The sequence below is a fragment of the Streptomyces sp. 351MFTsu5.1 genome (genome assembly GCF_000383655.1).
GTDB classification, from domain to species: domain Bacteria; phylum Actinomycetota; class Actinomycetes; order Streptomycetales; family Streptomycetaceae; genus Streptomyces; species Streptomyces griseorubiginosus.
Map to the genome: position 1 here is coordinate 1 of NZ_KB911780.1, position 25,762 is coordinate 25,762.

Annotated in this window: 25 protein-coding genes and 1 tRNA gene; 13 read left to right on the forward strand and 13 right to left on the reverse strand. The window is 73.5% G+C overall.

Translation table 11 applies throughout. From position 1 onward, the window contains the following. Positions 1–233 (forward strand): LPXTG cell wall anchor domain-containing protein (locus H295_RS45440; protein ID WP_158691049.1); only part of this gene is annotated, 233 nt, incomplete at its 5' end. Between the two features lie 60 nt (positions 234–293). On the opposite strand, the gene H295_RS0114485 is transcribed toward H295_RS45440, so the two are convergent. Then, positions 294–1,631, reverse strand: a complete 1,338-nt coding sequence (locus tag H295_RS0114485) for a hypothetical protein (protein WP_020136052.1) — start codon at positions 1,629–1,631, stop codon at positions 294–296. Positions 1,632–1,779: 148 nt separating this feature from the next. Between H295_RS0114485 and H295_RS0114490 the strand changes: the two genes are divergently transcribed. Next, positions 1,780–3,141, forward strand: a complete 1,362-nt coding sequence (locus H295_RS0114490) for a glycoside hydrolase family 26 protein (protein ID WP_020136053.1) — start codon at positions 1,780–1,782, stop codon at positions 3,139–3,141. A 28-nt stretch (positions 3,142–3,169) separates the two neighbouring features. Here the strand turns inward: H295_RS0114490 and H295_RS0114495 are convergent, their stop codons facing one another. From H295_RS0114495 to H295_RS0114530, 8 genes are all read right to left on the reverse strand, one after another. Next, positions 3,170–4,270 carry a GNAT family N-acetyltransferase gene (locus H295_RS0114495; protein ID WP_020136054.1) on the reverse strand — a complete coding sequence of 367 codons (1,101 nt, stop codon included), beginning with the start codon at positions 4,268–4,270 and terminating at the stop codon, positions 3,170–3,172. Then, complete coding sequence (locus H295_RS0114500) at positions 4,267–4,926, reverse strand: hypothetical protein (RefSeq protein ID WP_020136055.1); 660 nt, start codon at positions 4,924–4,926, stop codon at positions 4,267–4,269. Before H295_RS0114500 ends, H295_RS0114495 begins: the two co-directional genes overlap by 4 nt. Continuing rightward, positions 4,923–6,077, reverse strand: a complete 1,155-nt coding sequence (locus tag H295_RS0114505; protein ID WP_020136056.1) for a glycosyltransferase — start codon at positions 6,075–6,077, stop codon at positions 4,923–4,925. Before H295_RS0114505 ends, H295_RS0114500 begins: the two co-directional genes overlap by 4 nt. A 1-nt stretch (position 6,078) precedes the next feature. After that, positions 6,079–6,795, reverse strand: coding sequence for a polysaccharide deacetylase family protein (locus tag H295_RS0114510; RefSeq protein ID WP_020136057.1), 717 nt, complete (start codon positions 6,793–6,795; stop codon positions 6,079–6,081). Next, complete coding sequence (gene murJ / locus H295_RS0114515; protein WP_020136058.1) at positions 6,779–8,548, reverse strand: murein biosynthesis integral membrane protein MurJ; 1,770 nt, start codon at positions 8,546–8,548, stop codon at positions 6,779–6,781. Before murJ ends, H295_RS0114510 begins: the two co-directional genes overlap by 17 nt. Before the next feature lie 155 nt (positions 8,549–8,703). After that, entirely contained in the window at positions 8,704–10,083 is a 1,380-nt protein-coding gene (locus tag H295_RS0114520; RefSeq protein WP_020136059.1) for an O-antigen ligase family protein, read from the reverse strand. Between the two features lie 5 nt (positions 10,084–10,088). After that, positions 10,089–11,513, reverse strand: coding sequence for an exopolysaccharide biosynthesis polyprenyl glycosylphosphotransferase (locus H295_RS0114525; protein ID WP_028809355.1), 1,425 nt, complete (start codon positions 11,511–11,513; stop codon positions 10,089–10,091). Beyond that, positions 11,510–12,685: a glycosyltransferase gene (locus H295_RS0114530; protein ID WP_020136061.1), complete on the reverse strand. Its 1,176-nt coding sequence runs from the start codon at positions 12,683–12,685 to the stop codon at positions 11,510–11,512. Before H295_RS0114530 ends, H295_RS0114525 begins: the two co-directional genes overlap by 4 nt. Before the next feature lie 748 nt (positions 12,686–13,433). Between H295_RS0114530 and chpG the strand changes: the two genes are divergently transcribed. The 8 genes from chpG (at position 13,434) to H295_RS0114575 (ending at position 18,722) form a co-directional block, all read left to right on the forward strand. Beyond that, positions 13,434–13,673 (forward strand): chaplin ChpG, encoded by a 240-nt coding sequence (gene chpG, locus H295_RS0114540; protein ID WP_020136063.1) that lies wholly within the window; start codon positions 13,434–13,436, stop codon positions 13,671–13,673. 290 nt (positions 13,674–13,963) lie between these two features. Beyond that, a complete protein-coding gene (locus H295_RS43225; protein WP_043217506.1) occupies positions 13,964–14,788 on the forward strand; it encodes a hypothetical protein in 825 nt (274 codons plus the stop codon). Between the two features lie 187 nt (positions 14,789–14,975). Continuing rightward, a complete protein-coding gene (locus H295_RS0114550) occupies positions 14,976–15,263 on the forward strand; it encodes a hypothetical protein (protein WP_020136064.1) in 288 nt (95 codons plus the stop codon). 161 nt (positions 15,264–15,424) lie between these two features. Further along, complete coding sequence (locus H295_RS0114555) at positions 15,425–15,922, forward strand: DUF5949 family protein (protein WP_020136065.1); 498 nt, start codon at positions 15,425–15,427, stop codon at positions 15,920–15,922. Continuing rightward, a complete protein-coding gene (locus H295_RS0114560; protein ID WP_020136066.1) occupies positions 15,922–16,542 on the forward strand; it encodes a vitamin K epoxide reductase family protein in 621 nt (206 codons plus the stop codon). Before H295_RS0114555 ends, H295_RS0114560 begins: the two co-directional genes overlap by 1 nt. Positions 16,543–16,672: 130 nt before the next feature. Further along, positions 16,673–17,185 (forward strand): hypothetical protein, encoded by a 513-nt coding sequence (locus tag H295_RS0114565; protein WP_020136067.1) that lies wholly within the window; start codon positions 16,673–16,675, stop codon positions 17,183–17,185. Between the two features lie 198 nt (positions 17,186–17,383). Beyond that, positions 17,384–17,872 (forward strand): tyrosinase family oxidase copper chaperone, encoded by a 489-nt coding sequence (locus tag H295_RS0114570; protein ID WP_020136068.1) that lies wholly within the window; start codon positions 17,384–17,386, stop codon positions 17,870–17,872. After that, positions 17,856–18,722 carry a tyrosinase family protein gene (locus H295_RS0114575; protein ID WP_020136069.1) on the forward strand — a complete coding sequence of 289 codons (867 nt, stop codon included), beginning with the start codon at positions 17,856–17,858 and terminating at the stop codon, positions 18,720–18,722. The genes H295_RS0114570 and H295_RS0114575 overlap by 17 nt, the downstream gene beginning before the upstream one ends. Before the next feature lie 111 nt (positions 18,723–18,833). On the opposite strand, the gene H295_RS0114580 is transcribed toward H295_RS0114575, so the two are convergent. Further along, complete coding sequence (locus tag H295_RS0114580) at positions 18,834–19,130, reverse strand: chaplin (RefSeq protein ID WP_020136070.1); 297 nt, start codon at positions 19,128–19,130, stop codon at positions 18,834–18,836. Positions 19,131–19,324: 194 nt separating this feature from the next. On the opposite strand from H295_RS0114580, the gene H295_RS0114585 reads away from it, so the two are divergent. Then, positions 19,325–19,906, forward strand: a complete 582-nt coding sequence (locus tag H295_RS0114585) for a DUF2087 domain-containing protein (RefSeq protein ID WP_020136071.1) — start codon at positions 19,325–19,327, stop codon at positions 19,904–19,906. Here the strand turns inward: H295_RS0114585 and H295_RS0114590 are convergent. From H295_RS0114590 to H295_RS0114600, 3 genes are all read right to left on the reverse strand, one after another. Then, positions 19,883–20,842 carry a D-2-hydroxyacid dehydrogenase family protein gene (locus H295_RS0114590; RefSeq protein WP_020136072.1) on the reverse strand — a complete coding sequence of 320 codons (960 nt, stop codon included), beginning with the start codon at positions 20,840–20,842 and terminating at the stop codon, positions 19,883–19,885. The genes H295_RS0114585 and H295_RS0114590 overlap by 24 nt on opposite strands. 78 nt (positions 20,843–20,920) lie before the next feature. Beyond that, entirely contained in the window at positions 20,921–21,403 is a 483-nt protein-coding gene (locus H295_RS0114595; RefSeq protein WP_020136073.1) for an SAM-dependent methyltransferase, read from the reverse strand. Between the two features lie 121 nt (positions 21,404–21,524). Continuing rightward, positions 21,525–21,597 (reverse strand) — tRNA-Arg (locus tag H295_RS0114600). A 322-nt stretch (positions 21,598–21,919) separates the two neighbouring features. On the opposite strand from H295_RS0114600, the gene H295_RS0114605 reads away from it, so the two are divergent. Next, positions 21,920–23,527, forward strand: coding sequence for a dynamin family protein (locus tag H295_RS0114605; RefSeq protein ID WP_028809357.1), 1,608 nt, complete (start codon positions 21,920–21,922; stop codon positions 23,525–23,527). 3 nt (positions 23,528–23,530) lie between these two features. Next, positions 23,531–25,636, forward strand: a complete 2,106-nt coding sequence (locus tag H295_RS0114610; protein WP_020136075.1) for a YfjP family GTPase — start codon at positions 23,531–23,533, stop codon at positions 25,634–25,636. Positions 25,637–25,762: the final 126 nt, after the last annotated feature.

Consider the following 25,762-nt stretch of genomic DNA (forward strand, 5'->3'; position numbering starts at 1 on the left):
CCCCGCCGCACACGCCCCCCGTGACGTCGCCCCCGCACACGCCCCCCATGACGTCGCCCCCGCACACGCCCCCGCACACGCCTCCGACCACCACCCCGCCCAGCACCCCTCCGCACCTGCCGCACACCGGCAGCAGCGGTGAGGCCATGCTGGCCGCGTCGGGGGTCAGCGCCGCGCTGATCGCGGCCGGAGCCGTCCTGTACCGGCGAGGCCGCGCCGCGTCCCGCCGTTAGGAGCGCACCAGGTGCCGGGCCGCACCGGCCCGGCACCCGCGTCCGTCGGCGGGCCGTGCCTCAGCGGCTGCTCGCCCTCTCGTCGCCGGGCAGGTCCGAGAGCCCGGTGAGCCCGTCCGGTCCCGTCGGGTCGGTCAGCCGGGGCAGGTCGGTCAGGGACGCCACGGGCGCCGATCCCTGGCGGATCACCTGTGCGGCCGCAGGCTGCCCGCGCCGCGCGCTGATCCGGCGCACCCGTTCGAGCAGCCGCCGGGACACATGGCGCGCCCACAGCGCCCACATCGTCCACCCGGGCCTGCGGTCGTCCGCCGCGTGCCAGGCGAACTCCCGCCGGGCCGGCGCCGGGCGCAGCGCGGCCAGCGGCGCGTAGTTCTCCACCACGAACGCCCGCCCGGGCAGCGCCACCCCGTCCGGCAGCGGCCGGTGGGTCAGGTCCAGGTGCAGCGCGCGGACGACATCCAGGCCGGCGCTGTCGGTGAAGAGCCGGAACTGCGCACCGGGCCGCGGGTTGAAGTCCAGCAGGTGGAAGTCGCCGTCCGTGCCGTGGCGCCGGAAGTCGAGGTCCAGGATGCCGCGGTAGCCCAGCGCGCCGGTCAGCCGCTCGGCGAGCACCCGTACCCGCGGATCGGGCCGCCAGTGGCCCACCGCGGTCAGTCCCGCACCGCGCGGCCAGGACCGCTCCTTGACACCGCTGCCGCCCGCACGCAGCGCACCGCCGCGGTCGGCGTACCCGTGGAAGAACCAGTCGCCGTCCGGCTGCGGCGGCAGGAACTCCTGGAGCAGCAGCCGGCTCCCCGCCTCCTCGGAGCGCAGATACAGCTCGCGGGCCTCCTGCGGCGAGCGCACCACCACCGTGCTGCGCAGCCCGCCCTCCGTCGGCAGCAGCCAGGGCCGGCTCCACTTGGCGACCACCGGCAGCCCGAGCCGCCAGGCCATCGCGTCCGCCTCCCCGGCGCTCTCCGGGACCAGCGTCACCGGATGCGGCACGCCCACGGCCGCGCACACCTCGGCCAGTTCCGCCTTGTCCGCCAGCCGTTCGGCGAGCGGGCCCGGCTGCTGCGGCAACAGATAGGAGGGGGCCAGCTCCTCGCCCAGCGTGCCCACCGCGACGGCGCTCGCGTCGTCCATCGGGATCAGCACGGCCGGGTGCGGGATCCGGGCGGCCACCCGGCGCAGCACGGCGGCGATGTCACCGGGCGACGCCCCCGGCGGCGGCGGGGGATGCAGCTGTCGTACGAAGCGGGACGTGCGCACCGGACTTCCCGCGCAGTCGGCGACGACGTGCACGTCCACGCCCGCCCTGCCGAGCGAGCGCACGGCACCCAGCGTGCCGTGGTGAAAGGGGTTCCGGTCGATCCGCAACAGCACGGCGGGGACTCGGGTGTCGAACAGCGACACGGGCCATTCCTTCGGGTCGGTTCACTCGTGCGGACCATCGCAGCACTCGAAAGCCGTAGGCACGGTGGCGGAATTCATATTGATATGACTGAGTGTCAGTTAGTCGAAAAAGCGTCCGGCAGGCGCGAGAGTGGAGAAAGGAGCAGGAATGGACTCACAGCACAGACGGGCTCGTACCGGACGGCTGGCGTTCATCGCGGTGACAGTGGCCGCGTCGGCCGCCCTGGCGTCGGGCCCGGGTTTCGCCGTGGGGGCGGTCGGAGATCCACCCGCTCCGGCCTCCGCGGTCACCCCGGTCCCCGAGGTCCCACCGGTTCCCGCCGTGACGCCCGCACCGGCGATCACCCCGGATCCCGTCACTCCGGTCCCTGTCACCCCGGCCCCCGTCACCCCGGTGGTGCCGGTGAAGCCGGTACAACCCGTCCTGCCCGGGGGACTCCCCGCCTTCGGCGCCTATCTGGACTACGGCCCCGACGGCGTCTCCCGGATGACCGAGCTCAGCCGCTGGCTGGGCAACGCCGACCTGCGCGTCGGCCACACCTATCTGCCCGGTGACCGCTGGAGCAACATCGAGGGCAGGCCTGACTTCCTGGAGGCGTGGGCCGACTGGCGCACCAAGCGCGCCGACCGGATGTTCGTCCTCAACGTCCCGATGATGGAGCGCAACGAGGACCGCCTCTCCGACCAGCAGGTCCGCTTCCTGCTGCGCCGGGCCGCGGCCGGCCAGTTCGACGAGCACTACCGCGTCCTCGCGAAGCGCCTGGTCGACCTCAAGGTGCCGGACACGGTGATCGTGCTCGGCTGGGAGATGAACGGCACCACGTACTCCCATCGCTGCGGTCCGGACCCGGAGTCCTGGAAGAAGTACTGGAACAGGATCGTCACCACCATGCGGTCGGTCCCGGGCCAGAAGTTCAAGTTCGACTTCAACCCGACGCGCGGCCGGGACGCCGTTCCGTGGACCCAGTGCTATCCGGGTGACGACACCGTCGACATCATCGGCATGGATTCCTACGACCAGCCGTCCGGAATCACCTTCGACGAACAGATCAAGGAGCCCTACGGCCTTCAGGCACATGTCGATTTCGCGAAGGCCCACGGAAAGCCCATCTCGTATCCCGAATGGGGGCTTTTCCGCAACGGGGACAATCCCGAGTACATGAAGCGCATGCTCGCCTGGATGGACGAGCACAAGCCGCTGTACAACACGTTGACCGACTACTGCCCGCACGGTGTGTGGCAGTGCTCGGACAACCCGAAGTCGTCCGAGGTCTACCGGTCGGTGCTGTTCGGCCGGACCGGTGAGCCGACCACGGAGCCGACCACGGAGCCGACCAAGCCCACGGAACCGACGACACCGCCGACCACCCCGCCCACCACCGAGCCCACGAAGCCGCCCACCCCGACGACCCCGCCCAACTGCTCGCCGCTGCAACTGGGCGACTGGGTGGAGTACTGGCTCGGCGGGAAGCTGTGCCTGCGCTTCGACTGGTACTCGCGCAACCGCTAGCCGCATCCGCCGCCGGCGGCAGGCCCCCTCAGGACCTGCCGCCACCGGCACGCTCCCTCCACCCGTGCCAGCGCAGCAGCAGTTCCTTGCCCCGCCGCCGCGCGGCCACGTCGCACAGGACCGCGGTCAGCAGCGGGGCCGTGTGCCTGCGCGCCAGCAACAGTCTCTGGTTCACGACTTGTTCGGGCCGCCAGTGCTGCTTGTACGGCTCGTTGCCGCGCAGCAGGCTCAGCGTGCCGCGCGCGTGCTCACTGCACGCGTCGAGCAGCATCACCGCCACGTCCGCCTTGCGTTCCCGCAGCCGCGGATGGGCCCCGTACAGATAGCCGCCGGCCAACTGCCGCGACAGCAGCGTCAGGTCCACGGCCACCACGTCGTCGTCCAGCCGGAACTCGGTGACCACCGCGTCCCCGGAGCGCACCATCGGCCCGACCGAGCGCACCAGGTGGTCGCAGAACCGCGGCCGCAGATGCTCCGAGGTCACCTTCCGCCCCTGCCACTGAAGTTGGTGCAGCTCGATCAGGCGCCGCAGCGCCGAGTCCACCTCGTCCGGCGGTACGACGCTGCGCCGGACTCCGAGCGAGGTCAGCTTGCGCAGCTTCGCGCGCACCCGCTGCTGGGCCTTCGTGGACGGCAGCCGGGCCACCAGCTCGTCCATCGGTACGGCGGGCAGCTCCAGGCACACCGAGTCGCCGACCCGGCGCCGGGGCCCGCTCCAGTGGTCGTAGATCCGCTCGGCCGCGCCGCCCGGGCGCACCTCGCGGAAGTCGACCAGCGCGGTGCGGGCCGCCCGGGCGAGGCCGTCGGTGAGGGCGGCCACCGCCTCCTCGCCCCGCCCGTCGTCCAGCAGGACGTCCCCGTAGTCGGAGATCGCCCCGCCCAGCGGCACCAGGGAGGGCACCGGCCGGCCCACCCGCATCAGCGGGGCGGCGGCGACCAGTTCGCCCTCGTGCCGGACCAGGACCAGCCTGAGCCGCCCGGGCCTGCCGTACGACAGCCACCAGGAGTGCAGCCAGGCGTGGCTCTGGAACGGGGTCGCGGCCTCGCACCGGCGGTACAACCCGTCCCACTCGGGGCCGAGTGCGGCGAAGGCCCGCTCGTCGGTGACCAGATGGGTCGTGTACGTCACAGCTGTCCGTGGGCTTCGGCGGCCACGGCGGGGGCCGGCACCGACGCCGGGCGCCCCTGGTCCCGGCCGGTGCGCCGGGGGCGGGCCAGCAGCACCAGCCCGCCGAGCAGCCCGCCCGCGCTCGCGCCGACCAGCCCCGTCACCGCGGGGGAGGCGGAGGACGGACCGGTGGGCCTGGTGGCGCGGGCGAACTGCTGGAGCTCGACGTTGGTGGCGCTCTTGGTGTCGTTCGCGTGCCGGGTCAGGGCGCGGGAGACCGCGTTGGCCATGTCCGCGGCCAGGTCGGGCCGGTCGGAGGTGGCAGTGATGGAGACCATCGGTGCGTCCGGCGAAGTCGCCGTCTGGACACTCGACTTGAGCGTGCGCACCGGCACCCCGGCCCACACCTGGGCGTCGCCGAGCACCGCGACCTGCGTGGCGACCCGGCCGTAGGCCTGCGCGAAGCCCAGCGCGGACGCCGAGTCCGACTTCTCGGTCGGTACGGCGACGACATAGGCCGTGGCCGTGTACGCGGGCGGCTTCGCGAGGCCGTAGACCCCGCCGAGCAGCCCGCCCGCGAGGGCTCCCGCGGCGATCAGGGACCAGGGCGGAAGGGCCTTGACACGGCCCAGCGGGGAGGGGCGGCGGGGGCTGGTGGGAAGGTCGGTGGCGGTCATGAGGAACTTGCTCCCTGGGGTGACGGGGACACGGAAGGAACGGCCACGGCGGCCGCGTAGACGTCCATCAGCTGGGCGGCACTGCGAGTGATGCTGTAGTGGTGGGCGGCCTCCGGCGCGGTGCGCGGACCGGTGTCGTGCGCGCGGGTGGCCGCCACCGCGCGGGCGAACGCGGTGGGGTCGCAGGCGATCTGGCGGGCCGCGCCCGTGCTCTCGGGCGGCAGGTCCTCGATCGCCGGACAGGAGGCGTAGAGCACGGGCAGCCCGGCCGCCAGCGCCTCCACGGCCGCGAGCCCGAAGGCCTCCTCCGGGGAGGGGGAGGCCAGCACGTCCATCGCGGAGGTGAGGGAGGGCAGGTCGGGGCCCGGGGAGCCGTCCGCGACGTAGGGCCGTTCGCCGGTGAACAGGACCCGGTCGGACACGCCCGCCGCGTGCGCGGTGCGCCGGAGACCGTGCTCCTCGGGCCCGCCGCCGACCAGCACCAGCCGGAAGATCTCGGGGAGCTGGGCGAGGGCGCGGATCAGGACGTCGAACCGCTTGCCCGGGTGCAGGCGCCCGATGCCCCCGATGACGTACGCCGTCTCGGGCAGCCCGAGAGCCTGCCGGGCGCGCAGCCGGCGGGCCGGGTCGAAGCGGAAGCGGTCCAGGTCGATGCCGTTCGGTACGACCGCGATCCGGGGCGCGGGCACGCCCCAGTGCCTGAGACGGGCGGCGACCGTGGGGGAGACGGCGACCGTGGACCGGCCGAGGCGCTCGCTGGCCAGGTACAGGCCGCGCACCCCCCTGGTGAGCCTGCGGCCCTCCATCTGCGAGTCGCCGAGGGAGTGTTCGGTGGCCACGATCGCCCGCACCCCCGCGAGCCGCGCCGCGAGCCGGCCGTAGACGCAGGCCCGGTAGAGGTGGGTGTGCACGAGGTCGTAGCCGCCGGACTGGATGTGCCGCACCAGCCGGGGCAGCGCCCCCAGGTCCCGGTTCCCGGCCATCCCGAGGTGCGTCACCCGTACGCCGTCGGCGACCAGCCCGTCCGCCACCGCGCCCGGGTTGGTCAGCGTGACGACCTCGCAGTCGACGGGCAAGTGCCGCAGCAGCAGCCGCAGTTGCTGCTCGGCACCGCCCACGCCGAGACCGGTGATGACATGCAGGGCCCGCACCTCAGATCCCCTCGACGGGACGGCGGCGCAGCCGGTGCAACCGGTGCTTGAGGAACAGGCGTACGGCGGTGTCCTGCTGGCCGATGTGGACGCGGGGCAGCGCGAGGGGGCCGGTCATCACGCCGGGGTCGATGGCGCAGGCGTAGCGGTACCCGGCGTCCCGGACGGTGTCCACCACGCGCTGGTCGAGCGTGCCGTACGGGTAGCAGAAGCCGCCGACCGGTGTGCCGGTCAACTCCTCCAGCAGGGGCCGGCTCTCGACGATCTCGGACTTGAGCGTGACGTCGTCCGCCTGCGTCAGGTCCAGGTGGGTCAGCCCGTGCGAGCCGATCTCGACGCCGGCCTCGGCGGCCTCGCGGATGCCGTCGGCGGTGAGCAGGGGCTTGCGCGGGCCGAGCGGGTCCCAGGCGTTGTCGCCGCCGAGTCTGCCGGGCAGCACGAAGAGGGTGGCGCCGAAGCCGTGGCTCGTGAGGACCGGCAGGGCGTGGTCGAGGAAGTCGGCGTAGCCGTCGTCGAAGGTGAGCCCGACCAGGCCGGCGCGGGTGGGCGCGGCCAGGAGCGCGGACACGGAGACGCCCCGCAGCCCGCGGCGGCTCAGCCAGGACAGCTGGCGGTCGAGCCGGTCGGGCGTGACGGTGACGCGGTAGGGGTCCTCGGAGCAGTCGCCCACCGAGTGGTACATCGCGATCCACGGGGTGGAGTCAGTGGCTGCGGCCATGAGTGAGCCTTCGTGTGACGGAGTGGACGGACTGGAGTACCGGAGCGAGACCCTGGGCGCCCAGGGCCCGGGCGAGCAGGAGGAACACGGTGAGCACGGTCGCGGCGCCCGCGGCCAGGCCGGTCAACGGGTCGTCGAGGCGGCTCGCCACGAAGGCGCCCGCCAGGGTCGCGACCACCGCCGCCCGTGCCGGTCGGCTCAGCTCGGCGAGCACCTGCCGGGTGCGGATCGGGACGCTGCGGCGGCGCATCCCGGCGAGCAGCAGCGCGGCCGTGACGGTGATCCCGGCGGCGTTGGCGGCGGCGATCCCGAGGACGCCCCAGGGGCCGACCGTCCAGGCGCCGGCCCAGGAGGTCACGATGATCCCGGCGACCATCGCGGAGACCGGGTACCAACTGGGGCGGCCCGCCGAGAAGTACGAGCGCACCAGCGCGCCGGTCAGGGTCTGGCCGAGCAGCCCGAGCGCGTACACCCGCATGACGTCCGCGGTGGCCGCCGTGTCCCGGACCGTGAACGCGCCCCGCTGGAAGAGGAGTTCGATGATCTGCGGGGCGCACGCGATCACGGTGGCGGCGCCGAGCAGCACCACGCAGGCCGCGAGCGCCAGGTCCCGCTCCACCCGGCCGCGCGCCCGCTCCACGTCCCCGTCGGCGAGGGCGCGGGCGACCACCGGGAAGGTGACCGTGCACAGCATCAGCGACAGGGTCATGGGGATCTGGGCGACCTTCTGCGCGTAGTTCAGGTGCGAGATGGCGCCGGCGGGCAGCGTGGAGGCGAGGAACCGCTCGATGAGGACCTGGGACTGCCGGCACAGTGCGAAGAGCAGCACGGTCGCGACCAGGGCGGCGGTCACGGCACGCTGCCCGTCCCCCTCGACGGGCAGCGTCTGCTCGACCTTCCTGCGGCGCAACTGGCGCACGAAGGACGGCAGTTGGATCAGAGCCATCAGGCCGCTGCCGACCGCCACCCCGAGCGCCGCCGAGCGCACCCCCCAGTGCCCGCCGAGGACGAACATCGCGGCGATGATGCCCGTGTTGTACGCCACGTAGATCGCCGCCGCGGCCACGAAGCGGCGGTGGGCGCGCAGGGCCGCGCTGAAGTAGCCGGTGAGCCCGAAGCCGAGCACGCACAGCGCGGTCAGCCGGGTGCAGTCGACGGCGAGCGCGGGGTCGGGCAGGCCGGGGGCCAGGGCCTCGACCAGGTAGGGCGCGGTGCCGGCGATCAGCGCGGACACGGCGGCGAAGGCGAGGCAGAGCCGGGGCAGGGTCGACGCGACCAGTGCGCGGACCGGGTCACCCGGGGCGCCCTGCGCCCGCCGGGCCAGCGCCAGGCTGAACGCCGGGATCAGCGCGAACGCCAGCCCGTCCTCGATCAGCAGCGTGGACGCGAACTCCGGCACGGTCCAGGCGACCAGGAACGCGTCGGTCTCGCTCCCGGCCCCGAACAGCCGGGCCAGCGCCTGGTCCCGGACCAGCCCGAGCAGGGCACCGGCGATGGACAGCACGGCGGTGACGAGCGTGGCCTTGGCGAGGAACCGACGGGAGACGGGGGCGAGTTCGCCTTCGGCGGGATGGGCGGCGGGGCGGTCGGTGGAGTGGGCTGGGGGATGCGCCGGGTGACGGTCCGGGGTGGCGGGGGCGGGGGCGGTGGACAGCCGGGCGGTACCGGTTCCCCGGGTGGTGGCGTCGCTCGGTGTACGGGAAGGGGCGGCCGGGTTCTGAGCGGTGACGGGGGGCGATCCGTGGGTTGCCATCTGCGCGGGTGGCCAGGTGCCGGCCGCCGCGTGGACCGTTCCGTAGGCCGAGGTCGTACGGCCGCTCGCGGTGGCGGGATCCGTGGCGGTACGGCCGCTCGCGGGCGTTCCCGACGAAGCTCGCGGCTCCCGGGGTGTCCGTGGGCCCGTCACCCTCATCGTGTCGCGGCCTTCCCGGCCGGTTCGCGTACCGGGGCAGTGGGCCGGGCCGGGGCCTCGGTGCCGTGGGAGGCCAGCGACCACCACGCCACCAGGCCGAGGCAGACCGCCGTCAGGACCGTCGAGGGGCCCCCGATGTCCGCGTACGCGAAGTCGGTCAACTGCCAGACCAGCAGCCCGCAGGCGACCAGCGCGCAGTCGAGGCCGGAGCCGCCCCGGCGTACCCGCACCAGCCGCCGCAGACCGCACACCAGCAGCGCGAGCCAGCCGCCCGCGAGGGCCAGCAGCCCGATCAGGCCCTGTTCGGCGAGGATCAGCAGGTACATGTTGTGCGGGGACAGCAGCGGCTGCCGGACGAACCCGGTGCCCGCGCCCTCCGTGTCGCTGCCCGCGGACAGCGCCAGCGAGGCGTGCGCGTCCCGGTGTTCCGGGAAGCCCTTCAACCCCACGCCGGTCAGCGGGTGTTCACGCCACATGCCGACGGCCGCCGCCCACATGGTGTACCGGTCGGTGACGGACTGGTCGGGTGCGTCGGTGACCTGCGTGATGCTGTCGACGCGCTCCTGGAGCATCGCCGAGCCGACCCCGAAGCCGCCGACCAGGATCACCCCGAGGGCGGCCACCACCGCCCCCACCTTCAACGCCCGCCGCAGTCCGGCCAGCAGCAGCTGGACGACGATCGTCACCACCGTGGCGATCCACGCGCCCCGGCTGAAGGAGAGCGCCAGCGGGACCAGCAGCGCGAGCGCACAGCAGGCGGCAACCGTCCCCTGCCGCACCGAACTCCGCCCCAGCGCCAGCCCCACCGCGCACACCAGCCCGAAGGACACGACGGTCGCCATGCCCATCACGTCCTGCGCCCCGAAGGTGCCGACGGCCCGGATCTCCTCGCCCTGGTAGGAGGCGCCGGTCCCGGTCAGGAACTGGTGGACGCCGATCGCCCCCTGCCACACCGCCAGCCCCACGAACGCCCAGGCCACCAGACGGAAGTCGGCCCGGCCGCGGACCAGCAGCAGCACGGCCGCCGGGACCAGCACGAAGATCTGGAGGTAGCGGCCCAGACCGCCGAGCCCGGCGCCGGCGGAGGAGGCCCCCGCCGCGGCCACGGCGAGCCCGATCACCGGCAGCCCCAGCAGCACCACCGCCGTGCGCGACAGCGGGCGCCTGCGCTCCCGTACCAGCCGCAGCGCGCAGGACAGCACCGCCAGCCCGGAGACCGCGTCGGCGGGACCCGCGCCGCCCTCGCCGCCCGGGCCGAGGGGCAGGGCGAGCAGGGCGATCACCAGCAACACCGGCAGGACCGGTGGCAGTTCACGAAGGCGGGCCAGAACCGGCGGGCGGACCGGCAGCGAGTCGGCGTGGGGCGCGTGGGTCATGCCGCTCAGCTCCCTGTCGGGCGCACGAGGGAGGCCGCGGTGCGCAGCAGGATGCAGACGTCCTGCCACAGCGACCAGTTGTCGATGTAGGCGTTGTCGAAGCGGGCCCGGTCCTCGATCGAGGTGTCACCGCGCAGCCCGTGGACCTGGGCGAGCCCGGTGATGCCGGTCCGCATCCGGTGCCGGGCCGCGTAACCGGGGTAGGTCTGGCTGAACTTCGTGACGAAGTACGGGCGTTCGGGACGCGGCCCGACCAGGCTCATGTCGCCCCGCAGCACGTTCCACAGCTGGAGCAGCTCGTCCAGCGAGGTCTGGCGCAGGAAGCGGCAGAACCACGACATCCGGATCTCGTTCGCCACGCTCCACCGGGTCGCGGACTCGTGCTCGTCGACCGGGCGGTGGGTGCGGAACTTCAGCAGCGTGAACGGCTTGCCGTCCTTGCCGATGCGCTCCTGCCGGAACACCACCCCGGGTCCGTCGGTGAGCCTGAGCACCACCGCGCACACCAGCAGCAGCGGGCTGACCAGCAGCAGCAGGCTCCCGGACACGGCCACGTCCAGCAGCCGCTTCCCGGCGCTGCCGCGCCGCCGTACGCCCATGTCCAGGCGGCGACAGGAGAATCCGGCGAGCTGGTGGCGGCTCTCGTACGACGGCGAGTCCGCGTCCACCTCCCACACCGAGCAGCCGGACTCCGCGAGCGCCCGCAGCAGCGGCCCCTGCTCGGTCCGTACGGAGGGATGGACGGTCAGGACGTCCCGTACGCCGTTCTGGATGAGGGCGCGCTGGACCTCCTCGCCGGTCGTCAGCACCGGGAGGCCGTCACCGCCGTCGGGCTGGTCGGCCACGATGCCCACCGGCCGCACCCCGCACCGCGGATGGCGCTGCACGGCGGCGGCCACCCGCTGGGCGGTACCCGCGGGGCCGACCACGAGGGCCGCGCGCGGCCGGGCGAGCCGGGCGGTGCGGCGCCGCCAGTGCACGGTGCCGCGGCCCGCGCAGGCCACCGCCGACTGGATCAGGAAACCGGCGGTGAGCGTGCCGGCGCCCAGGGCCAGGGCCGGGTCGTAGGCGGCGACGAGGGCCGCGACCGCGAGCCACGCCACCGCGATCCGGCCGCAGACAGTGGGCAGTTCGTCGAGGATGCCGGGCACCGCCCGGGGCAGCTGCGGCCGCAGCAGCATCGACACGGCGACCAGCACCGCCGCGAGCAGCGGATGGCGCAGGGCCTCGGCCATCGCCGAGGCGCCGATCAGCGCGGCGAGGGCGTCGGCCGCGAGCAGCGGCACCGGCGAGGCGGGCCGGGCCGGGGGCCGCCGCAGCGGGAACCGGAAGCCGGTGGTGGTGCCGCGCGGCGGCATGAGCGAGACAGGCGAGAATCGCAGATTCCGTGGCTGTCCGCCGGGCGAGGGGACGGTACTTTCCGCGGTCACGAGTGGATGGACTCCCTGTATTCGGTGGGCGCGAGGCGCCCTGCGAACTCGCCGCCGAGGAGCTCGCGGTACACGTCCGCCACCGCCCCGGCCGTGTGCTTCACGTCATGGGTGGCCAGCACGTGCCGACGGCCCTGGTGGCCGAGCGACTCGCGCAGCAGCGGGTCGAGCAGCAGATCGGAGACGGCACGCGCGAGGGCGGCCGGACTGCCCGGCGGTACCAGGCAGTGGGGTGCGAGACCGGGCGGCAGGCTCTCCCGGGCGCCGTCGACGTCCGTCACCACCACCGGCCGCCCGCACGCCATCGCCTCCAGCGGGGCGAGCGCCATGCCCTCCCAGCGAGAGGGCAGCACGACCAGGTCGGCGGCCTGGTACCAGGGCACGATGTCCTGGACGCTGCCCGCGAACACCACGGACCGCGGCGATCTGCTGCGCAGGGCCTCGGCGTCGGGACCGTCGCCCACCAGCACCAGCCGGGCGCCGGGCACGCGCGCGAGGATCGACTCCCAGGCCCGCAGCAGCACGTCCTGCCCCTTCTGCCGGCACAGCCGCCCCACGCACATCACGAGCGGGGCCGCCGGATCGACATCGGGCAGCAGCGTCGCGCGTACGGTCCCGACGGCGGCGGGGTGGAAACGCTCGGGCTCGATGCCGTTGGGGATCACGCTCCAGCGGGCGGCGATCCCGGAGCGCACGCCGGTCGCACGCTCCGCCGCGCTCACGCACACCACGCGGTGCGCCCAGCGCGCCCCCTCCCGTTCCCACCGCAGCGCGAGCGCCGAGGTGAGCCCGCCGACCGCCTCGAACGACCAGGCGTGCGGCTGGAACACGGTGGGGATCCGTCCCCGTACCGCGAGCCGGCCCGCGAGCCCGGCCTTCGCGCTGTGCGCGTGCACCAGGTCGGGCCGCACCGCGCCGATCACGCGGGACAGCCCCCGTACCTCCTGGGGGAGCGCACGACCGGGCGAACGGGTCGCGGGCCAGTGGTGCACCTCGGCGCCGACGGCCCGGAGCGCGCCGGTGAGCGGGCCGTCCGGGCAGGCGACCGTGACGTGCAGGCCCGCCGCGAGCTGGGCCCGCGCCAGGTCCGTCACCACCCGGGCGACTCCGCCGTCCACGGGCTGGGTGAGGTGCAGGACCCGTGGCCGAGGGTCGGTGGCTGACTGCTGCATGCGCGGTTTCCTCGCTCACGGGTGGTGCTCAAGAGGGGCGGGAACGCGCCTCACTGACGGGCGTCGACGGCGGCGCAGAGCACACCGGCCCACGCCGCGTCGCGCTGGGCAACGAGCCGGAAGGCCAGCTGGTCACCACCGGACCCGGGCACCGTGCCGAGATCGAACACATCGGAGCCGCGCCCCAGGGTGTTCGAACGGGAGGGCCGACACCGTCCAGCCGCTGGTCCGGGCTCACCGATGGTCGAATTCGGTGCGTCCGTACGGGGGTTGACGGTCCCCGGGTGGGCTCCACCCACCCGGCCGTCCGTCGAAAGAGTGAGCGAGTCACCCGTGCGGCCCCCGCCGTCGTCGTGCGCCGCGCGACCGACGGGCGAGGGGGCCTGGGCGCGGACGCCCCCTTCCCCGGGGCGGGCGGGGTGTCGGTCGCGGTGCGAAGGGGCGAAGTCGGCGCCGGGGTGCGGCGCGGCGGCGGACCGGGGGATGTGCGCATGACCGGCGTGGCCCTTCCGGAACGTACGGACCCTATGAATGCGACGAGATGCCCATAGGGGTGCTTCGGGAGGTCCGCAACACTAGCCGCTATCCGTATTAATCAGGCTAAAGGGGGCAAGTGTGTCGAGATGGTGCAGCCGGGCCTTTCGTGAGATCACCCCATTGGGGGCACAACCCCGGGGCGCGCGACGCGTTGACACAGCGCCGGGCATCCCCGCCCGGATGTTTGTGTCAACCCAAGGAGCAGCTCTCCATGTCGCGTATTGCGAAGGGCCTGGCCCTGACGACCGTTGCGGCCGCCGCCGTTGCGGGTAGCGCCGGCCTCGCCGCCGCCGACGCCGGTGCCCAGGGTGCCGCCGCCCACTCCCCGGGCGTGCTGTCGGGCAACGTCGTTCAGGTTCCGGTCCACGTCCCGGTCAACGTCTGCGGCAACACCGTCAACGTGATCGGCCTGCTGAACCCCGCGTTCGGCAACGAGTGCGCCAACGGCTGACGTCGGCGTCACCCTCTTTGCCGGCCGGGCTCCCGTGACTCCATCACGGGGGCCCGGCCGGTTCTCGTTCTCCGGGGGGTTCTTCCGGCCGACGCCCGGCCGCCGACTCGGCCACCCGTACGGGTGATCGGGTGTTCGATCCGTCAACCCGGCGTGATCCTGCCCTCACCAGGAGGAACGCGCGGTTGACGAGACGGGCGGGGAAGCGTGCCGTAGCCGATCGGTTGCGGAGCGCGAGGGGCGATTCCACGGTGGGTCCAAGATCCTCGTGCATCGAAAGGAACACCCCCATGCGTGGTCTGCCCGTCCGGCGTATCGCCTCCTCCGCCCTCTGCGGCGCCCTGTTGCTGGGGCTCGCCGGGCCGGCCGCGGTGGCGGCCGAGCACCAGTCGGCGCGCAGCCGCGTCCAGACGGGCTCACAGGCCCCCGTCCCCGGCGCGGACGGGCTGCTCGCCCAGGTCCAGAGCCTGGGCAACCTCGGCACCGTGCTCTCCCCGGTCACCGACCTGCTGAACGCCGTGCTGAAGGCGGACAACGGCCAGCTCTCCACCGAGCAGGCGACCACGCTCGGAGACGCCGTGAAGGCCGCGATCGACAAGGTCGGCGCGGTGGCTCCGGCGGCTCCGGCCGTACCGGCGGCGCCCGCTGTGCCCGCCGTGCCCGCTGTGCCCGCCGTGCCCGCCGTCCCGTCGGCGCCTGCCGTACCGGCGGTGCCGACTCTGCCGCAGACGTCGACCGGCACCCTGCCGACCGGTTCGCTCCCGGCGCTCCCGGCGGCTGCCCCGCTGGCCCCGGTCGCCCCGCTCGCCGACAGCGGTGCCGGATCCAGGGCCGTGGCCTCCGCGAAGCTCCCGGCCGACCTCGTCGCCGACGCTCTCGCCGGCCTCAAGGAGGGGGTCGACGCGCTGCTCGCGGCGGTCACCTCCGGCGATGTCACGCAGGTCGTCCCGGCCGTCACCGATGTCCTGACCGACCTGGTCAACATTCTCGTGGCCACGCTCCTGAGCGGGGGCCTGCCGCTGCCCGACCTGCCGGGGCTGCCCGCGCTGCCGAGCCTGCCCAACGAGCCGGGCCTGCCGACCCTGCCGACCGCCCCGACCCTGCCGACCGCGTAGGGCGTCCGCGTTCTGCGTTCTCCCTGTTCAGGGAATTCCGTTGTGCCGGCCTCCACCGGGCCGGCACAACGGCTTTTTCATGAAAGCCCAATTACTGCGCGCGGGGTTTCCCCCGCGGGGGAGAGATCGTTGGGCACGGTGTCCGAATTCGTCCCGGTGACGTGAGTTGCCGAAAGGAAGGAACCCGATGAAGTCCCTGAAGGCTGCCGCTGTAGTTGCCGGTTCCCTGGCCCTCGCCGGTGCCGCCGCGCCCGCGTTCGCCTACAACACCGCGGACCTCACGCCCACCAGCCTCAACGGCGCTGTGAACACGCTCACCAGCGGCCGGCTCGAGCCTGCCGACGTGGCGCCGCTCCAGCACCAGTCGGACGCTCTCGACACCGAGAACAAGGACTCCGTGCTCAACACCGTGAAGGGCGCGACCACCACGCTGAACTCGGGCGGTCTGCTCGGCGGACTTCCGCTCCAGAGCTGACGTCTCCTCCGTGCCGTCAGGACCGGTGCCCGCCTCAAGGGGCCGGTCCTGTCAGCCTGTTCGAGGGCGTTTCCCTCGTTCGTGTGGAGCGCGCGCGGGCGCTCCCCCGGTCGGGTGAGAAGGCGGCCGGCGGCGGGTCGGCGCGTCGATAAGGTCGCGCGGTGACCTCAACCTCAAGCGAAACCCGCCCCTTCAACGCCCCCGACCTGGGCACTCTCGTCGTGATGGCCTGGAGCGGCGAAGCCCCCGACGGCGACATGCCCTACCTCCTCGCCTACTCCCTCGGGGACGGCGCGGCCGGCCCGGAAGGCTCGACGGCCGCCGTGGAGGCACTGCTGGAGAACAACGGCCTGCCGGTCGGCGGCGACCTCGTCGACGGCAAGGCGCGGCCCAGCCTCCCGGTCAGCCTGCTCGTCGAGTCCGGCTCCGCCGTCGTCACCATGCCGGGCTTCAACGCCCAGTGCGTCCCCCCGCAGGAGTGGCTCGCGGCCGTCGAGGAACGCGGCTTCTGCTACTTCGTGTTCACCACCCGCCCCTGGCCCGAGGCCGAGCCGGGCAAGCCCGTCGACCCCGAGGCGCTGGCCGCCTTCGCGGGTGCCGAGGAGACCCTGAACGAGGCCGCGCACATCGTGCTGGCGCCCCGCACCCTGCGCGGCTGATGGAGCGGACCGCGGACCGCGGCCGTGACGAGCGTGCGGAACGGACCGCGGGCGGCAGCAGAGCCTTCGCCGCGCTGCTGGTGATCACGGGGGCCGCCGGACTGCTGGCGTCCTGGGTGATCACCCTGGACAAGTTCAAGCTGCTCGAGGACCCGGACTTCACCCCGGGGTGCAGCCTGAACCCGGTGGTGTCCTGCGGCAGTGTCATGCAAAGCGACCAGGCCTCGGCCTTCGGGTTCCCCAACCCGATGCTGGGCCTGGCCGCCTACGCCGTCGTGATCTGCGTCGGCATGAGCCTGCTGGCCGGAGCCCGCTTCCCCCGCTGGTACTGGCTGACCTTCGACGCCGGCTGCCTGTTCGGCGTCGGGTTCGTGTCCTGGCTCCAGTTCCAGTCGCTGTACCGGATCAACGCGCTGTGCCTGTGGTGCTGTCTGGCGTGGGTCGCCACCGTCGTGCTGTTCTGGTACGTCACGTCGTTCGCCGTACGGCACCGATTCCTGCCCGCGCCGGGCGGGTTGAGGAGCTTCCTGGACGAATTCACCTGGGTGCCACCGGTGTTGCACCTCGGCATCGTCGGCATGCTGGTCCTGACCCGTTGGTGGGACTTCTGGACGAGCTGATCGGCATATGTGCGACTACTGCGGCAGTCGGGGGAATCTTGTACTGGTCCCCGGCCCGGAATCGTTACGGAGTGAGGACGTTGAGCTTCCCTGCTCCGGATCCCGATTCCCGAAAGGCACCGTACCTGAGATGAAGTCGACCACCCGAGGAACCCTTGCCGCCGTCATCACGGGCGTAGCGGCCGCGGTGGGCGCCGCGACCCCCGCCGCCGCGGTGGACACGGTTCCGGTCCCCGTGCCGCTGGAGGGCGTCGAGAACTCCCTCGGCATGCAGCTGCCGAGGCTCGGCGCGGAGCTTCCGCTGCTGACGCCGGGCGCGCCCGAGGGCCCGCAGTACGTCGAGGGCCGGCTCATCCCGGAGCGGGTGCTGCCGCAGGTGCCGATCGGCGGCGCGCTGCCCGGCGCCGGTCTGCGCACCCCGCTGCCGCACCTCCTCGGCGACGACTTCGACCACGTCGGTGTCGAGGCTCCCGCCTCCGACCTGCGCACCCTCGCGCCGGGTCTGACCGTGGACGCCCCGCTCACCGCCCCCAACCCGGACAACTTCGGCCTCCCGGACACCAAGCTCCCCCAGGTGGGCCTCCTCGCCCCCGTCCTCCAGACGGTCCCGGGCGCCGACCTGGTGACGGGACCGGGCCTGTAGGACCGGGCCTGTAGGAGCAAGCCGTACGAAGGAGCCTGGGCGCAGCTGCCCGGGCTCCCTCCCTTTTCCACCACCGGTTGCCACCCCCCTCCGCCACCCCCTTCCATCACCCCTTTTCACCTCCCTGGCTCTTCGACGGTGACCGTGAGGGGGTTCGGGCGGTTACCGGTACGGACAACCCGAACCGGAGGAGCAGCGATGGTCGTGAGTGTCGAAGTGACGGCGGTGGGGACGGCGCGGAGTCGCGGCAGCCGGCGCCTGCGCGGTGGGCCCGCCCGGGTGAGCCGGCGGGACGTACTGCTGGGGCTCTTCGGACCGGTGGCCGTGGCCGCCGCGTTCGTCCCGGTCGCCGCCGCCACGCGGTCGCTGCGCGCGGCCGAACCGCCCGCGGACATCGTCTTCGACGAGACCTACCGCGGCCGCCGCATCCGGGGCATCAGGACCTCCGCCACCAGCGCGGGCCGCGTCTTCGACGGCGACACCCAGTGGCACGTCACCGTCGACGGCCGGCCCCTGCACCTGATGCGCCGCGCCGACGGCACCTGGCTGAGCATGGTCGACCACTACCGGTCGTACAGGACACCGCTCGAAGCCACCCGCGCCGCCGTCGACGAACTCGGTCCCGGGCGGCACCTGCGTGAAGGAACAGAGCCACACATGGGGGGAGACCATGGCGTACACGCGTAAGGACGTCAGCACACTGACCGCCGGCGAGAAGCGGCGGTTCGTGAAGGCGATGCTGGAGGTGAAACGGCGCGGCGAGTACGACGAGTTCGTGCGCACGCACATCGAGTACTACAACTCGGACGGGGAGGACGGCCTTCGTACGGCCCACATGGCGCCCTCCTTCCTGCCCTGGCACCGGCGCTTCCTGCTGGACCTGGAGCGGGCGCTGCGGCGCGTCGACTCGTCGGTGACGGTGCCGTACTGGGACTGGACCCGCGACCGTACGGCGACCTCGGCGCCCTGGACCAGGGACCTGCTCGGCGGCAACGGCCGGCGCTCGGACCGGCAGGTGATGACCGGGCCGTTCGCCTGGGCGACCGGCGACTGGACCCTCAAGGAGGGTGTCACCGACGGGGAGTTCCTCACCCGGGACCTCGGCCGCGCCGCCAGCCCGATCGCGCTGCCGACGAAGAGCGAACTGGAGGGGGCGCTCGCCGACCCGGTCTACGACGTCTCGCCCTGGGACTCCACGGTGACCAGCGGCTTCCGCAACAGGCTGGAGGGCTGGGGGACCGGGCGGGGCAGCGTCGCCTGGCGCAACCACAACCGGGTGCACCGCTGGGTCGGCGGGGCGATGGTCGGCGGCGCGTCCGTCAACGACCCCGTCTTCTGGTTGCACCACGCCTTCATCGACCTGTGCTGGTACCGCTGGCAGCGGCGGCACGCGGGCGCCCGCTACCAGCCGGCCAGGCCGCCGGGTCCGGCGAGCGGCCAGTGGCGCCGGATCGTGGCCCGCGGCGAGAAGCTGCCGCCGTGGGACGTGACTCCGGAACAGCTGGAGGACGTCAGCGGGATCTATCGGTACGCGTGAGATCGGGGGTCTGGCGGTCCGCGTGAGATCCGTGGCCCGATGAGGGACCCACGGGCATGGCAAGAGCCCCGGCGCTCGAGGTGCCGGGGCTCTTGTGCGGGGTACGGACGGTCAGCCGCCGTAGCCGTAGCCGCCGTGTCCACCCGGGCCGGGGTTGCCCTTGTGGCCGCCGTCGTTGACGCAGGTGTTGCCGAAGGCCGGGTTCAGCAGGCCGATCACGTCCACGGTGTTCCCGCACACGTTGACCGGGATGTTGACCGGGACCTGGACGACGTTGCCCGACAGAACGCCGGGCGAACCGACGGCCTCGCCGTTGGCGCCCGCGTCCGCCAGCGCCAGGCCGGCGCCGCCGATGACCACGGCGCCGGTGCCGAGGGCGACACCCGCTGCCTTCGCGATGCGAGACATCACGTACTCCTTCTGACTCGTTGGGTGCGACGGCAGGACGCGCCGTCGCACTCCCCCTTCAACGCGGCCACTCACTCCTGGTAACGGCGTTCGGGCGGTGGATCACCCTTTTTGAACAGCGGGGCCGGGTTCCGCTCCCGTGTGCGAGGGAAATTCACTCGGAGCGGAGAGGGGCGCGCGGTTAGCCTCCGGACATGGCTACCGACACCGAACCGGTCGACCAAGTGATCCGTCTCTTCGCCGAGGAGAGCCGCGTGCGGGCCTTCGCCGCGGTCGCGCTGGGCGCCGGCACCCCCGCCGCGGTCGCCCGCACGGCGGGCCTGTCGGCGCGGGAGACGGCCGTGGCGCTGCACCGGCTGGGCGAGCAGGGCGTGGTGGTCGAGGGGACCGACGGGGCCCTGGGGGTGGCGTACGACCTCTTCCGGGACCACGCGCGGGAGGCGGCGCGGCGGGAGCACACCGCGGCGGGACCGGTGACGGGGGAGCCGGTGCTGCGGACCTTCGTCCGGGACGGGCGGCTGGTCCGGCTGCCCGCCCAGTGGAACCGCAAGAAGCTGGTGCTGCGGCACATCGCCGAGCAGACCTTCGAGCCGGGTGCCGCCTACCCGGAGCGGGTCGTCGACGAGAGGCTGCGGGCCTGGTGCGAGGACAGCGACGAGATCGACCATGTGACGCTCCGGCGCTGCCTGGTGGATCTGCACCACCTGCACCGGAGCGAGGGGATCTACCGCATGCCGCTTACCAGTCAGGCCTCAGGGGAGTCGTCTGACGGGTGAACCCGCCAGGTACGCCTCGATGTTCTCGACCGCCTGGCCGTAGTACGTCGCGTAGTTGGCCTGCGAGACGTAGCCGAGGTGCGGGGTGGCGAGCAGGCGAGGGGCTGTCCGCAGGGGGTGGTCGGCGGGCAGGGGCTCGGTGTCGAAGACGTCGAGGGCCGCTCCGGCGATCCGGCCCTCGTGCAGTGCGGCGAGGAGGGCGTCCTGGTCGACGATCGCCGCGCGCGAGGTGTTGATCAGATGGGCGGTGGGCTTGAGGAGGGCGAGTTCGGCGGGGCCGAGCAGACCCCGGGTGCGGTCGCCGAGGGCCAGGTGGACGGAGACGAAGTCGCCGGTGGCCAGGAGGTTCTGGAGGGACGGGGCGAGTTCGACGCCCACCTCGTCCGCGCGCTCCTGGGTGAGGTTCTGGCTCCAGGCGCTGACCCGCATGCCGAAGGCGAGGCCGACCTGGGCGACCCGGCTGCCGATCTTGCCGAGGCCGAGCAGTGCGAGCCGGCGGCCGTGCAGGTCGGCGCCGACGGTGGACTGCCAGGGGCCCTGTGCCCGCAGCGCGTTGCTCTCCTGGACGATCCCGCGGGCGAGGCCGAGGAGCAGCGCCCAGGTCAGCTCGACCGGCGGGGTCGAAGAGCTGGCCGTGCCGCAGACGGTGACGCCGTGCGCCTCGGCGGCGTCGTAGTCGATGACGGTGTTGCGCATGCCGGAGGCGACGAGCAGCTTCAGCCGGGGCAGGCGGGCGATCAGGGAGGCGGGGAAGGGGACGCGCTCGCGCAGGGTGACCACGATGTCGGCGTCGGCGAGAGCGGCGGCCAGTGCGTCCTCGTCGGCGAAGTGACTGTCGTAGGAGACGACTTCGACCCGGTCCGCGAGCGGCGACCAGTCGGCGAGGGTGGTCGCCACCTGCTGGAAGTCGTCGAGCACGGCACAGCGCAGACGCATGTCGGTCGTCCCCCGTCGTGATGTCCGGTCAGGATGATCGACTCTACGCCGCGGTACTGACAGTGGTACGAGGCACGGTCAGTAGTAGTCGCGCATGATCTCGGTCGCCCAGGCGGGCTGGTCCGTGGGGCCCTGGGGGCCGAACTCGGCCATGTAGGGCTTGATGTCGAGGACGGGGGTGCCGTCGACGGCGTCCAGGCCCTGGACGTGGAGGTCGAGACCGTCGGTGCGCAGGAGCCGGCAGCGGGAGACGCCGAGACGGTTGGGGCGGTTCTTGCCGCGCTGGGCGAAGATGCCGACCAGCGGCCAGTCGGTGTTGCCGCGGGGGTGCCGGGCGCCGGTCTCGACCTTCTCCACCGGGACGCGGTCGAAGTGGTAGACGACCTCCAGGTGGGAGAAGGCGTCGAGTCCGGCGAGCGCGTCGGGCCCGAACCGGTCGGAGTCCAGCCGTATGACGGCGGTCTCCTTGCCCCAGTCGTCGTCCACCACGTCGTCCCGTCCGCCGACGACGTGTCCGACGGGGACCGAGACGACCTCTTCCGGACTTTTCTTCGCGGTCACGCGGGAGCCTCTTCCGTCACTGGCCTTTGAGCGGCACGGCCCAAGGCGCTTGGTCTCATACCGATGGAGGGCCGGACATGAAAAGACCCCCTGCCCAAACTAGGTGGTCAGAAGGTGTGAGCGCCCCCGGCAGGACTCGAACCTGCGGCCAAGCGCTTAGAAGGCGCCTGCTCTATCCACTGAGCTACGGGGGCCGGGTGTGGTGGCCTCTGTCTTGGGTGCCCGGGTGTGGGCCGGTCCGTGACGGTGCCGGGGACAAGGATAGGGCTCCCACGACCTTGTCCCTGTTGCTTCGCCTCCGTGGCTCGATGTGGAGGTTCAGTGAAGCGGTCCTGATAATCGCAGGCAGGTACGAATCGTGCATCGCTTTTGCCGCCTCGCGCACCGGGTGTTGTGCACTCGTTATGCCTGGGCTGCGCCCGCGTCCCAGTCATCCCTTTCGTCCCTCGGGTCCGGTCGGCGCGCAGACATGCTCATATGCTTCAGAATTCCCCTAAAATTGGGCATTCTTCACATGTGGTGACCTTGGACGTACGGCCTCAGCTGCTCGACGCACTCTCCGCCCTGCGCGACCGTGTCGCCGCCGCACGCTTCCCGCTGCCCCTGGCGGGGGCCCCACGCGCGCGTGCCAACCGCGACGAACTGCTCGCCCAGCTCGACGACTACCTGGTGCCCCGGCTGAAGGATCCCGACGCGCCGTTGCTGGCCGTCGTGGGAGGTTCCACCGGCGCCGGCAAGTCGACCCTCGTCAACTCCCTTGTGGGCCGCCGGGTGAGCGAGGCGGGCGTGCTGCGCCCCACCACGCGGACACCGGTGCTGGTCTGCCACCCGGAGGACCATCACTGGTTCAGCGGTATGCGCGTCCTGCCCGACCTCACCCGCGTGTGGGCGCCCCACAAAGAAGCGGCGGACGACCTCCTGCTGCCCGGCGAGAACCCCGCGCGCGTGCTGCGCATCGAGACCGCCGACACCATGCCGCCCGGCCTCGCCCTCCTCGACGCGCCCGACATCGACTCCCTGGTCGCCGACAACCGCGTCCTCGCCGCCGAGCTGATCTGCGCGGCCGACGTCTGGATCATGGTCACCACGGCCGCCCGCTACGCCGACGCGGTCCCCTGGCACCTCCTGCGCACCGCCAAGGAGTACGACGCCACGCTGGTGACCGTCCTCGACCGGGTGCCGCACCAGGTCGTCTCCGAGGTCTCGCGGCAGTACGGCGCCCTGCTCACCAAGGCCGGCCTCGGCGAGGTGCCCCGGTTCACGGTGCCCGAGCTGCCCGAGTCGGCCTGGGGCGGCGGACTGCTGCCCGCCACCGCGGTGGCGCCGCTGCGGACCTGGCTCGTCCACCAGGTGCAGGACCCGGCGGCCCGGCAGTACACCGTCGCCCGTACGGCCCACGGCGTCCTCGCCTCCCTCAAGTCCCGGATGCCCGAACTCGCCAGTGCCGCCGCCGCCCAGTACGCGGCCGCGCTGCGGCTCACCACCGCCGTCGAGAGCGCGTACGACACCGAGTACGCGCGCGTGCGGGGGCGGCTCCAGGCCGGGGCCGTGCTCGCCGGTGACGCCCTCAAGCGCTGGCGGGCTTTCCCCCTGGACTGCACCGCCAGTGAGCTCCTGGACGCCCTCGTGGAGAGCCTGGGCGCCCTCCTGCTGTGCTCGGTCACCGCCGCCGACGAGCGGGTCGCCGAGGCCTGGCGGCGGGAACCGGCGGCCACGGCACCGGAGCTGACCGACCGTGACCCGACCCCGGAGAGCGCCGAGCACCGGATCGGGATGGCCGTACGGCGGTGGCGGCGGGAGCTGGAGGAGTACGCGGAGGAAGAGGTCCGCGGCCTCGACCGGGGTGTCGCGCCCGACCCCGAGACCGTCGCCGCCCTCGTCGCCACCGCGCTGCTGGGCGGGCGCCGGGCCCGGGTCGCCGGCGAGGGGCTCGCCGAGCGGATCGGCGCCCATGGTGCGCTGCGGCTGCGGGACCGGGGCGGACGGCTGCTCGCCGAGCACCTCGACCGGGTCGTGCACGCCGAACGCGAGCGCCGGCTCGCCCCGCTGGACGCACTCGAAGTGCACCCCGAACCACAGGCCGAACTCATCGCCGCGCTGTCCGTACTGCAGAAGGAGAGGTGACCGATGACCGCCGTCACGGATCAGGACCACACGGATCAGGACCACACGGAGCGGGCGGACCACCCGGAGCGGGCGGATCACGCGCGGCACTCGGGGGACGCCGTGCCCGAGGACACCGAACCCGAGGGCACTGGGAGCGAGGACGGGGTGGACGAGACGCCGGTCACGGCCGGGGGCGGGAAGAACTCCGGGAGCGAGAGGGAGCACACGCGCGTGGAGGCCGGTGACGGGCAGGCGGAGGGCAGGGGGCCGAAGCGGGCCCCGGCGGTGGGCGAGGAGCGGGCGGGCAGGGCGCGGGCCCGGGCCGGTCTCGCGCGCGAGGAGGGTTCGCGCGGGCCCACAGAGGCCGCTCAGGCGCGAGCGGAGACCGAAAGTGGCTCCCTGGGGGCCGCCGACGCCGGGGCGGCCGCAGACGGCGATTCCGGGGAGGCCTGGGACGACGGGCTCATCGCGCGGCGGGTCACCGCCGAGAGCGAGCAGGCCGCCGTCGTGGAGGCCCGCGGGCACAATGCGCCGCCCGCCGCCCCGCTGGCGTACGACGGCTCCCTTCGCTCGCGTCTGGACGCCCTGCGGGAGCTCATCGGGCTCTCACGGACCCGGCTCGACAGCCGGACGCTCGCCGAGGCCGGGCAGGTCCTGGACGAGGCCGCCGCCCGGCGCAGGCTCTCCGGGCAGCACACCGTCGTCGCCATCGCGGGCGCGACCGGCAGCGGCAAGTCGCAGCTGTTCAACGCGCTCGCCGGAGTGGCCATCTCGGAGACCGGCGTGCGCCGGCCCACCACCGCGGCCCCGATCGCGTGCAGTTGGAGCGACGGCTCGGCAAGTCTCATCGAACGGCTCGGCATCCCGCCCCGGTTGCGGCGGCGCCCGCTCCAGAGCGCCGAGTCGGAGGCCCAGTTGCGCGGCCTCGTCCTGGTCGACCTGCCCGACCACGACTCGGCCGCCGTCCAGCACCGCGAGCACGTGGACCGGATCCTGGCGCTCGTCGACGCCGTCATCTGGGTCGTCGACCCCGAGAAGTACGCCGACGCGATCCTGCACGAGCGCTATCTGCGGCCCATGGCGGGTCACGCGGAGGTCATGTTCGTCGTCCTCAACCAGATCGACCGGCTGCCCGGGGAGGCCGCCGAGCAGGTCCTCGACGACCTGCGGCGACTGCTCGACGAGGACGGGATCGCGCTCGGCGAGTACGGCGAACCCGGTGCCACGGTGCTCGCGCTGTCCGCGCTCACCGGGGACGGCGTCGGTGAACTGCGGGAGACGCTCGGCCAGTTCGTCACCGAACGCGGGGCTCCCGCGCGGCGGATCGCGGCCGACGTGGACGCGGCCGCGTGGCGACTGCGGCCCGTCTACGCGACCGGACGGCGCACCGGCCTGAGCGAGGAGGCGCGCGACGACTTCGCCGCGCGTCTCGCGGACGCGGTCGGCGCCACCGCGGCGGGCGAGGCCGCCGAACGCGCCTGGCTGCGCAACGCCAACCGCGCGTGCGGAACCCCGTGGCTGCGGCTGTGGCGCTGGTACCAGGACCGCCGCGAACCCGCCACCGGACGGCTGCCGTTGCGCGCCCCGGCCGACGAGGAGGCGACCGCGCGGCAACGGGTCGAGCAGGCCGTACGGACGCTCGCCGACCGGGCCTCGGCGGGACTGCCCGCGCCGTGGGCGCTGGCGGTGCGCGAGGCGGCCGTACGGGGCTCCCAGGGGCTGTCCGAGGCGCTGGACGAGCTAACGGCCCGGGCCGGGCTGCCGCCGGGCAGGCCGCCGCGTCCGGGCTGGTGGCCGGCGGCCGTGCTGGCGCAGGCGTCCATGACCTTGCTCCAGATCGTCGGCGGGGCCTGGCTGGTGGGCCAGATCGTCGGGGTCATGGCGCCGAACCTGGGAGTTCCGGTGCTGCTGATGGTGCTGGGCATCGTCGGCGGCCCGCTCGTCGAGTGGAGCTGCCGGATGGCGGCGCGGGGGCCCGCACGACGCTACGGCGTGGAGGCGGAGCGACGGCTGCGGGAGGCGGCCGCCGGGTGCGGGCGGGCCCGGGTGCTGGATCCGGTGGCGGCCGAGCTGCTGCGGTACCGGGAGGTGCGGGAGCAGTACGGGAGGGTCGTCGGGGTGGGGTGACAAGGGTGGGGTGGCAGGCAGGCCGGCAGGGGTGGGGTGACAGGCAGGGGCGGGGTGGCAGGGTTCTCGCGTGGACGAGGTCCCTCGATCGGGTGGTGAGGTTTTCCACAGCCCGTGGACGGTCCA

Bases quoted from the DNA above. Each gene is read 5' to 3' on its own strand.
- H295_RS0114490 (WP_020136053.1), top strand. From the start codon at position 1,780: ATGGACTCACAGCACAGACGGGCTCGTACCGGACGGCTGGCGTTCATC.
- H295_RS0114500 (WP_020136055.1), bottom strand. From the start codon at position 4,926: ATGACCGCCACCGACCTTCCCACCAGCCCCCGCCGCCCCTCCCCGCTG.
- H295_RS0114510 (WP_020136057.1), bottom strand. From the start codon at position 6,795: ATGGCCGCAGCCACTGACTCCACCCCGTGGATCGCGATGTACCACTCG.
- murJ (WP_020136058.1), bottom strand. From the start codon at position 8,548: ATGGCAACCCACGGATCGCCCCCCGTCACCGCTCAGAACCCGGCCGCC.
- H295_RS0114520 (WP_020136059.1), bottom strand. From the start codon at position 10,083: ATGACCCACGCGCCCCACGCCGACTCGCTGCCGGTCCGCCCGCCGGTT.
- H295_RS0114530 (WP_020136061.1), bottom strand. From the start codon at position 12,685: ATGCAGCAGTCAGCCACCGACCCTCGGCCACGGGTCCTGCACCTCACC.
- chpG (WP_020136063.1), top strand. From the start codon at position 13,434: ATGTCGCGTATTGCGAAGGGCCTGGCCCTGACGACCGTTGCGGCCGCC.
- H295_RS43225 (WP_043217506.1), top strand. From the start codon at position 13,964: ATGCGTGGTCTGCCCGTCCGGCGTATCGCCTCCTCCGCCCTCTGCGGC.
- H295_RS0114550 (WP_020136064.1), top strand. From the start codon at position 14,976: ATGAAGTCCCTGAAGGCTGCCGCTGTAGTTGCCGGTTCCCTGGCCCTC.
- H295_RS0114560 (WP_020136066.1), top strand. From the start codon at position 15,922: ATGGAGCGGACCGCGGACCGCGGCCGTGACGAGCGTGCGGAACGGACC.
- H295_RS0114565 (WP_020136067.1), top strand. From the start codon at position 16,673: ATGAAGTCGACCACCCGAGGAACCCTTGCCGCCGTCATCACGGGCGTA.
- H295_RS0114570 (WP_020136068.1), top strand. From the start codon at position 17,384: ATGGTCGTGAGTGTCGAAGTGACGGCGGTGGGGACGGCGCGGAGTCGC.
- H295_RS0114575 (WP_020136069.1), top strand. From the start codon at position 17,856: ATGGCGTACACGCGTAAGGACGTCAGCACACTGACCGCCGGCGAGAAG.
- H295_RS0114580 (WP_020136070.1), bottom strand. From the start codon at position 19,130: ATGTCTCGCATCGCGAAGGCAGCGGGTGTCGCCCTCGGCACCGGCGCC.
- H295_RS0114585 (WP_020136071.1), top strand. From the start codon at position 19,325: ATGGCTACCGACACCGAACCGGTCGACCAAGTGATCCGTCTCTTCGCC.
- H295_RS0114590 (WP_020136072.1), bottom strand. From the start codon at position 20,842: ATGCGTCTGCGCTGTGCCGTGCTCGACGACTTCCAGCAGGTGGCGACC.
- H295_RS0114610 (WP_020136075.1), top strand. From the start codon at position 23,531: ATGACCGCCGTCACGGATCAGGACCACACGGATCAGGACCACACGGAG.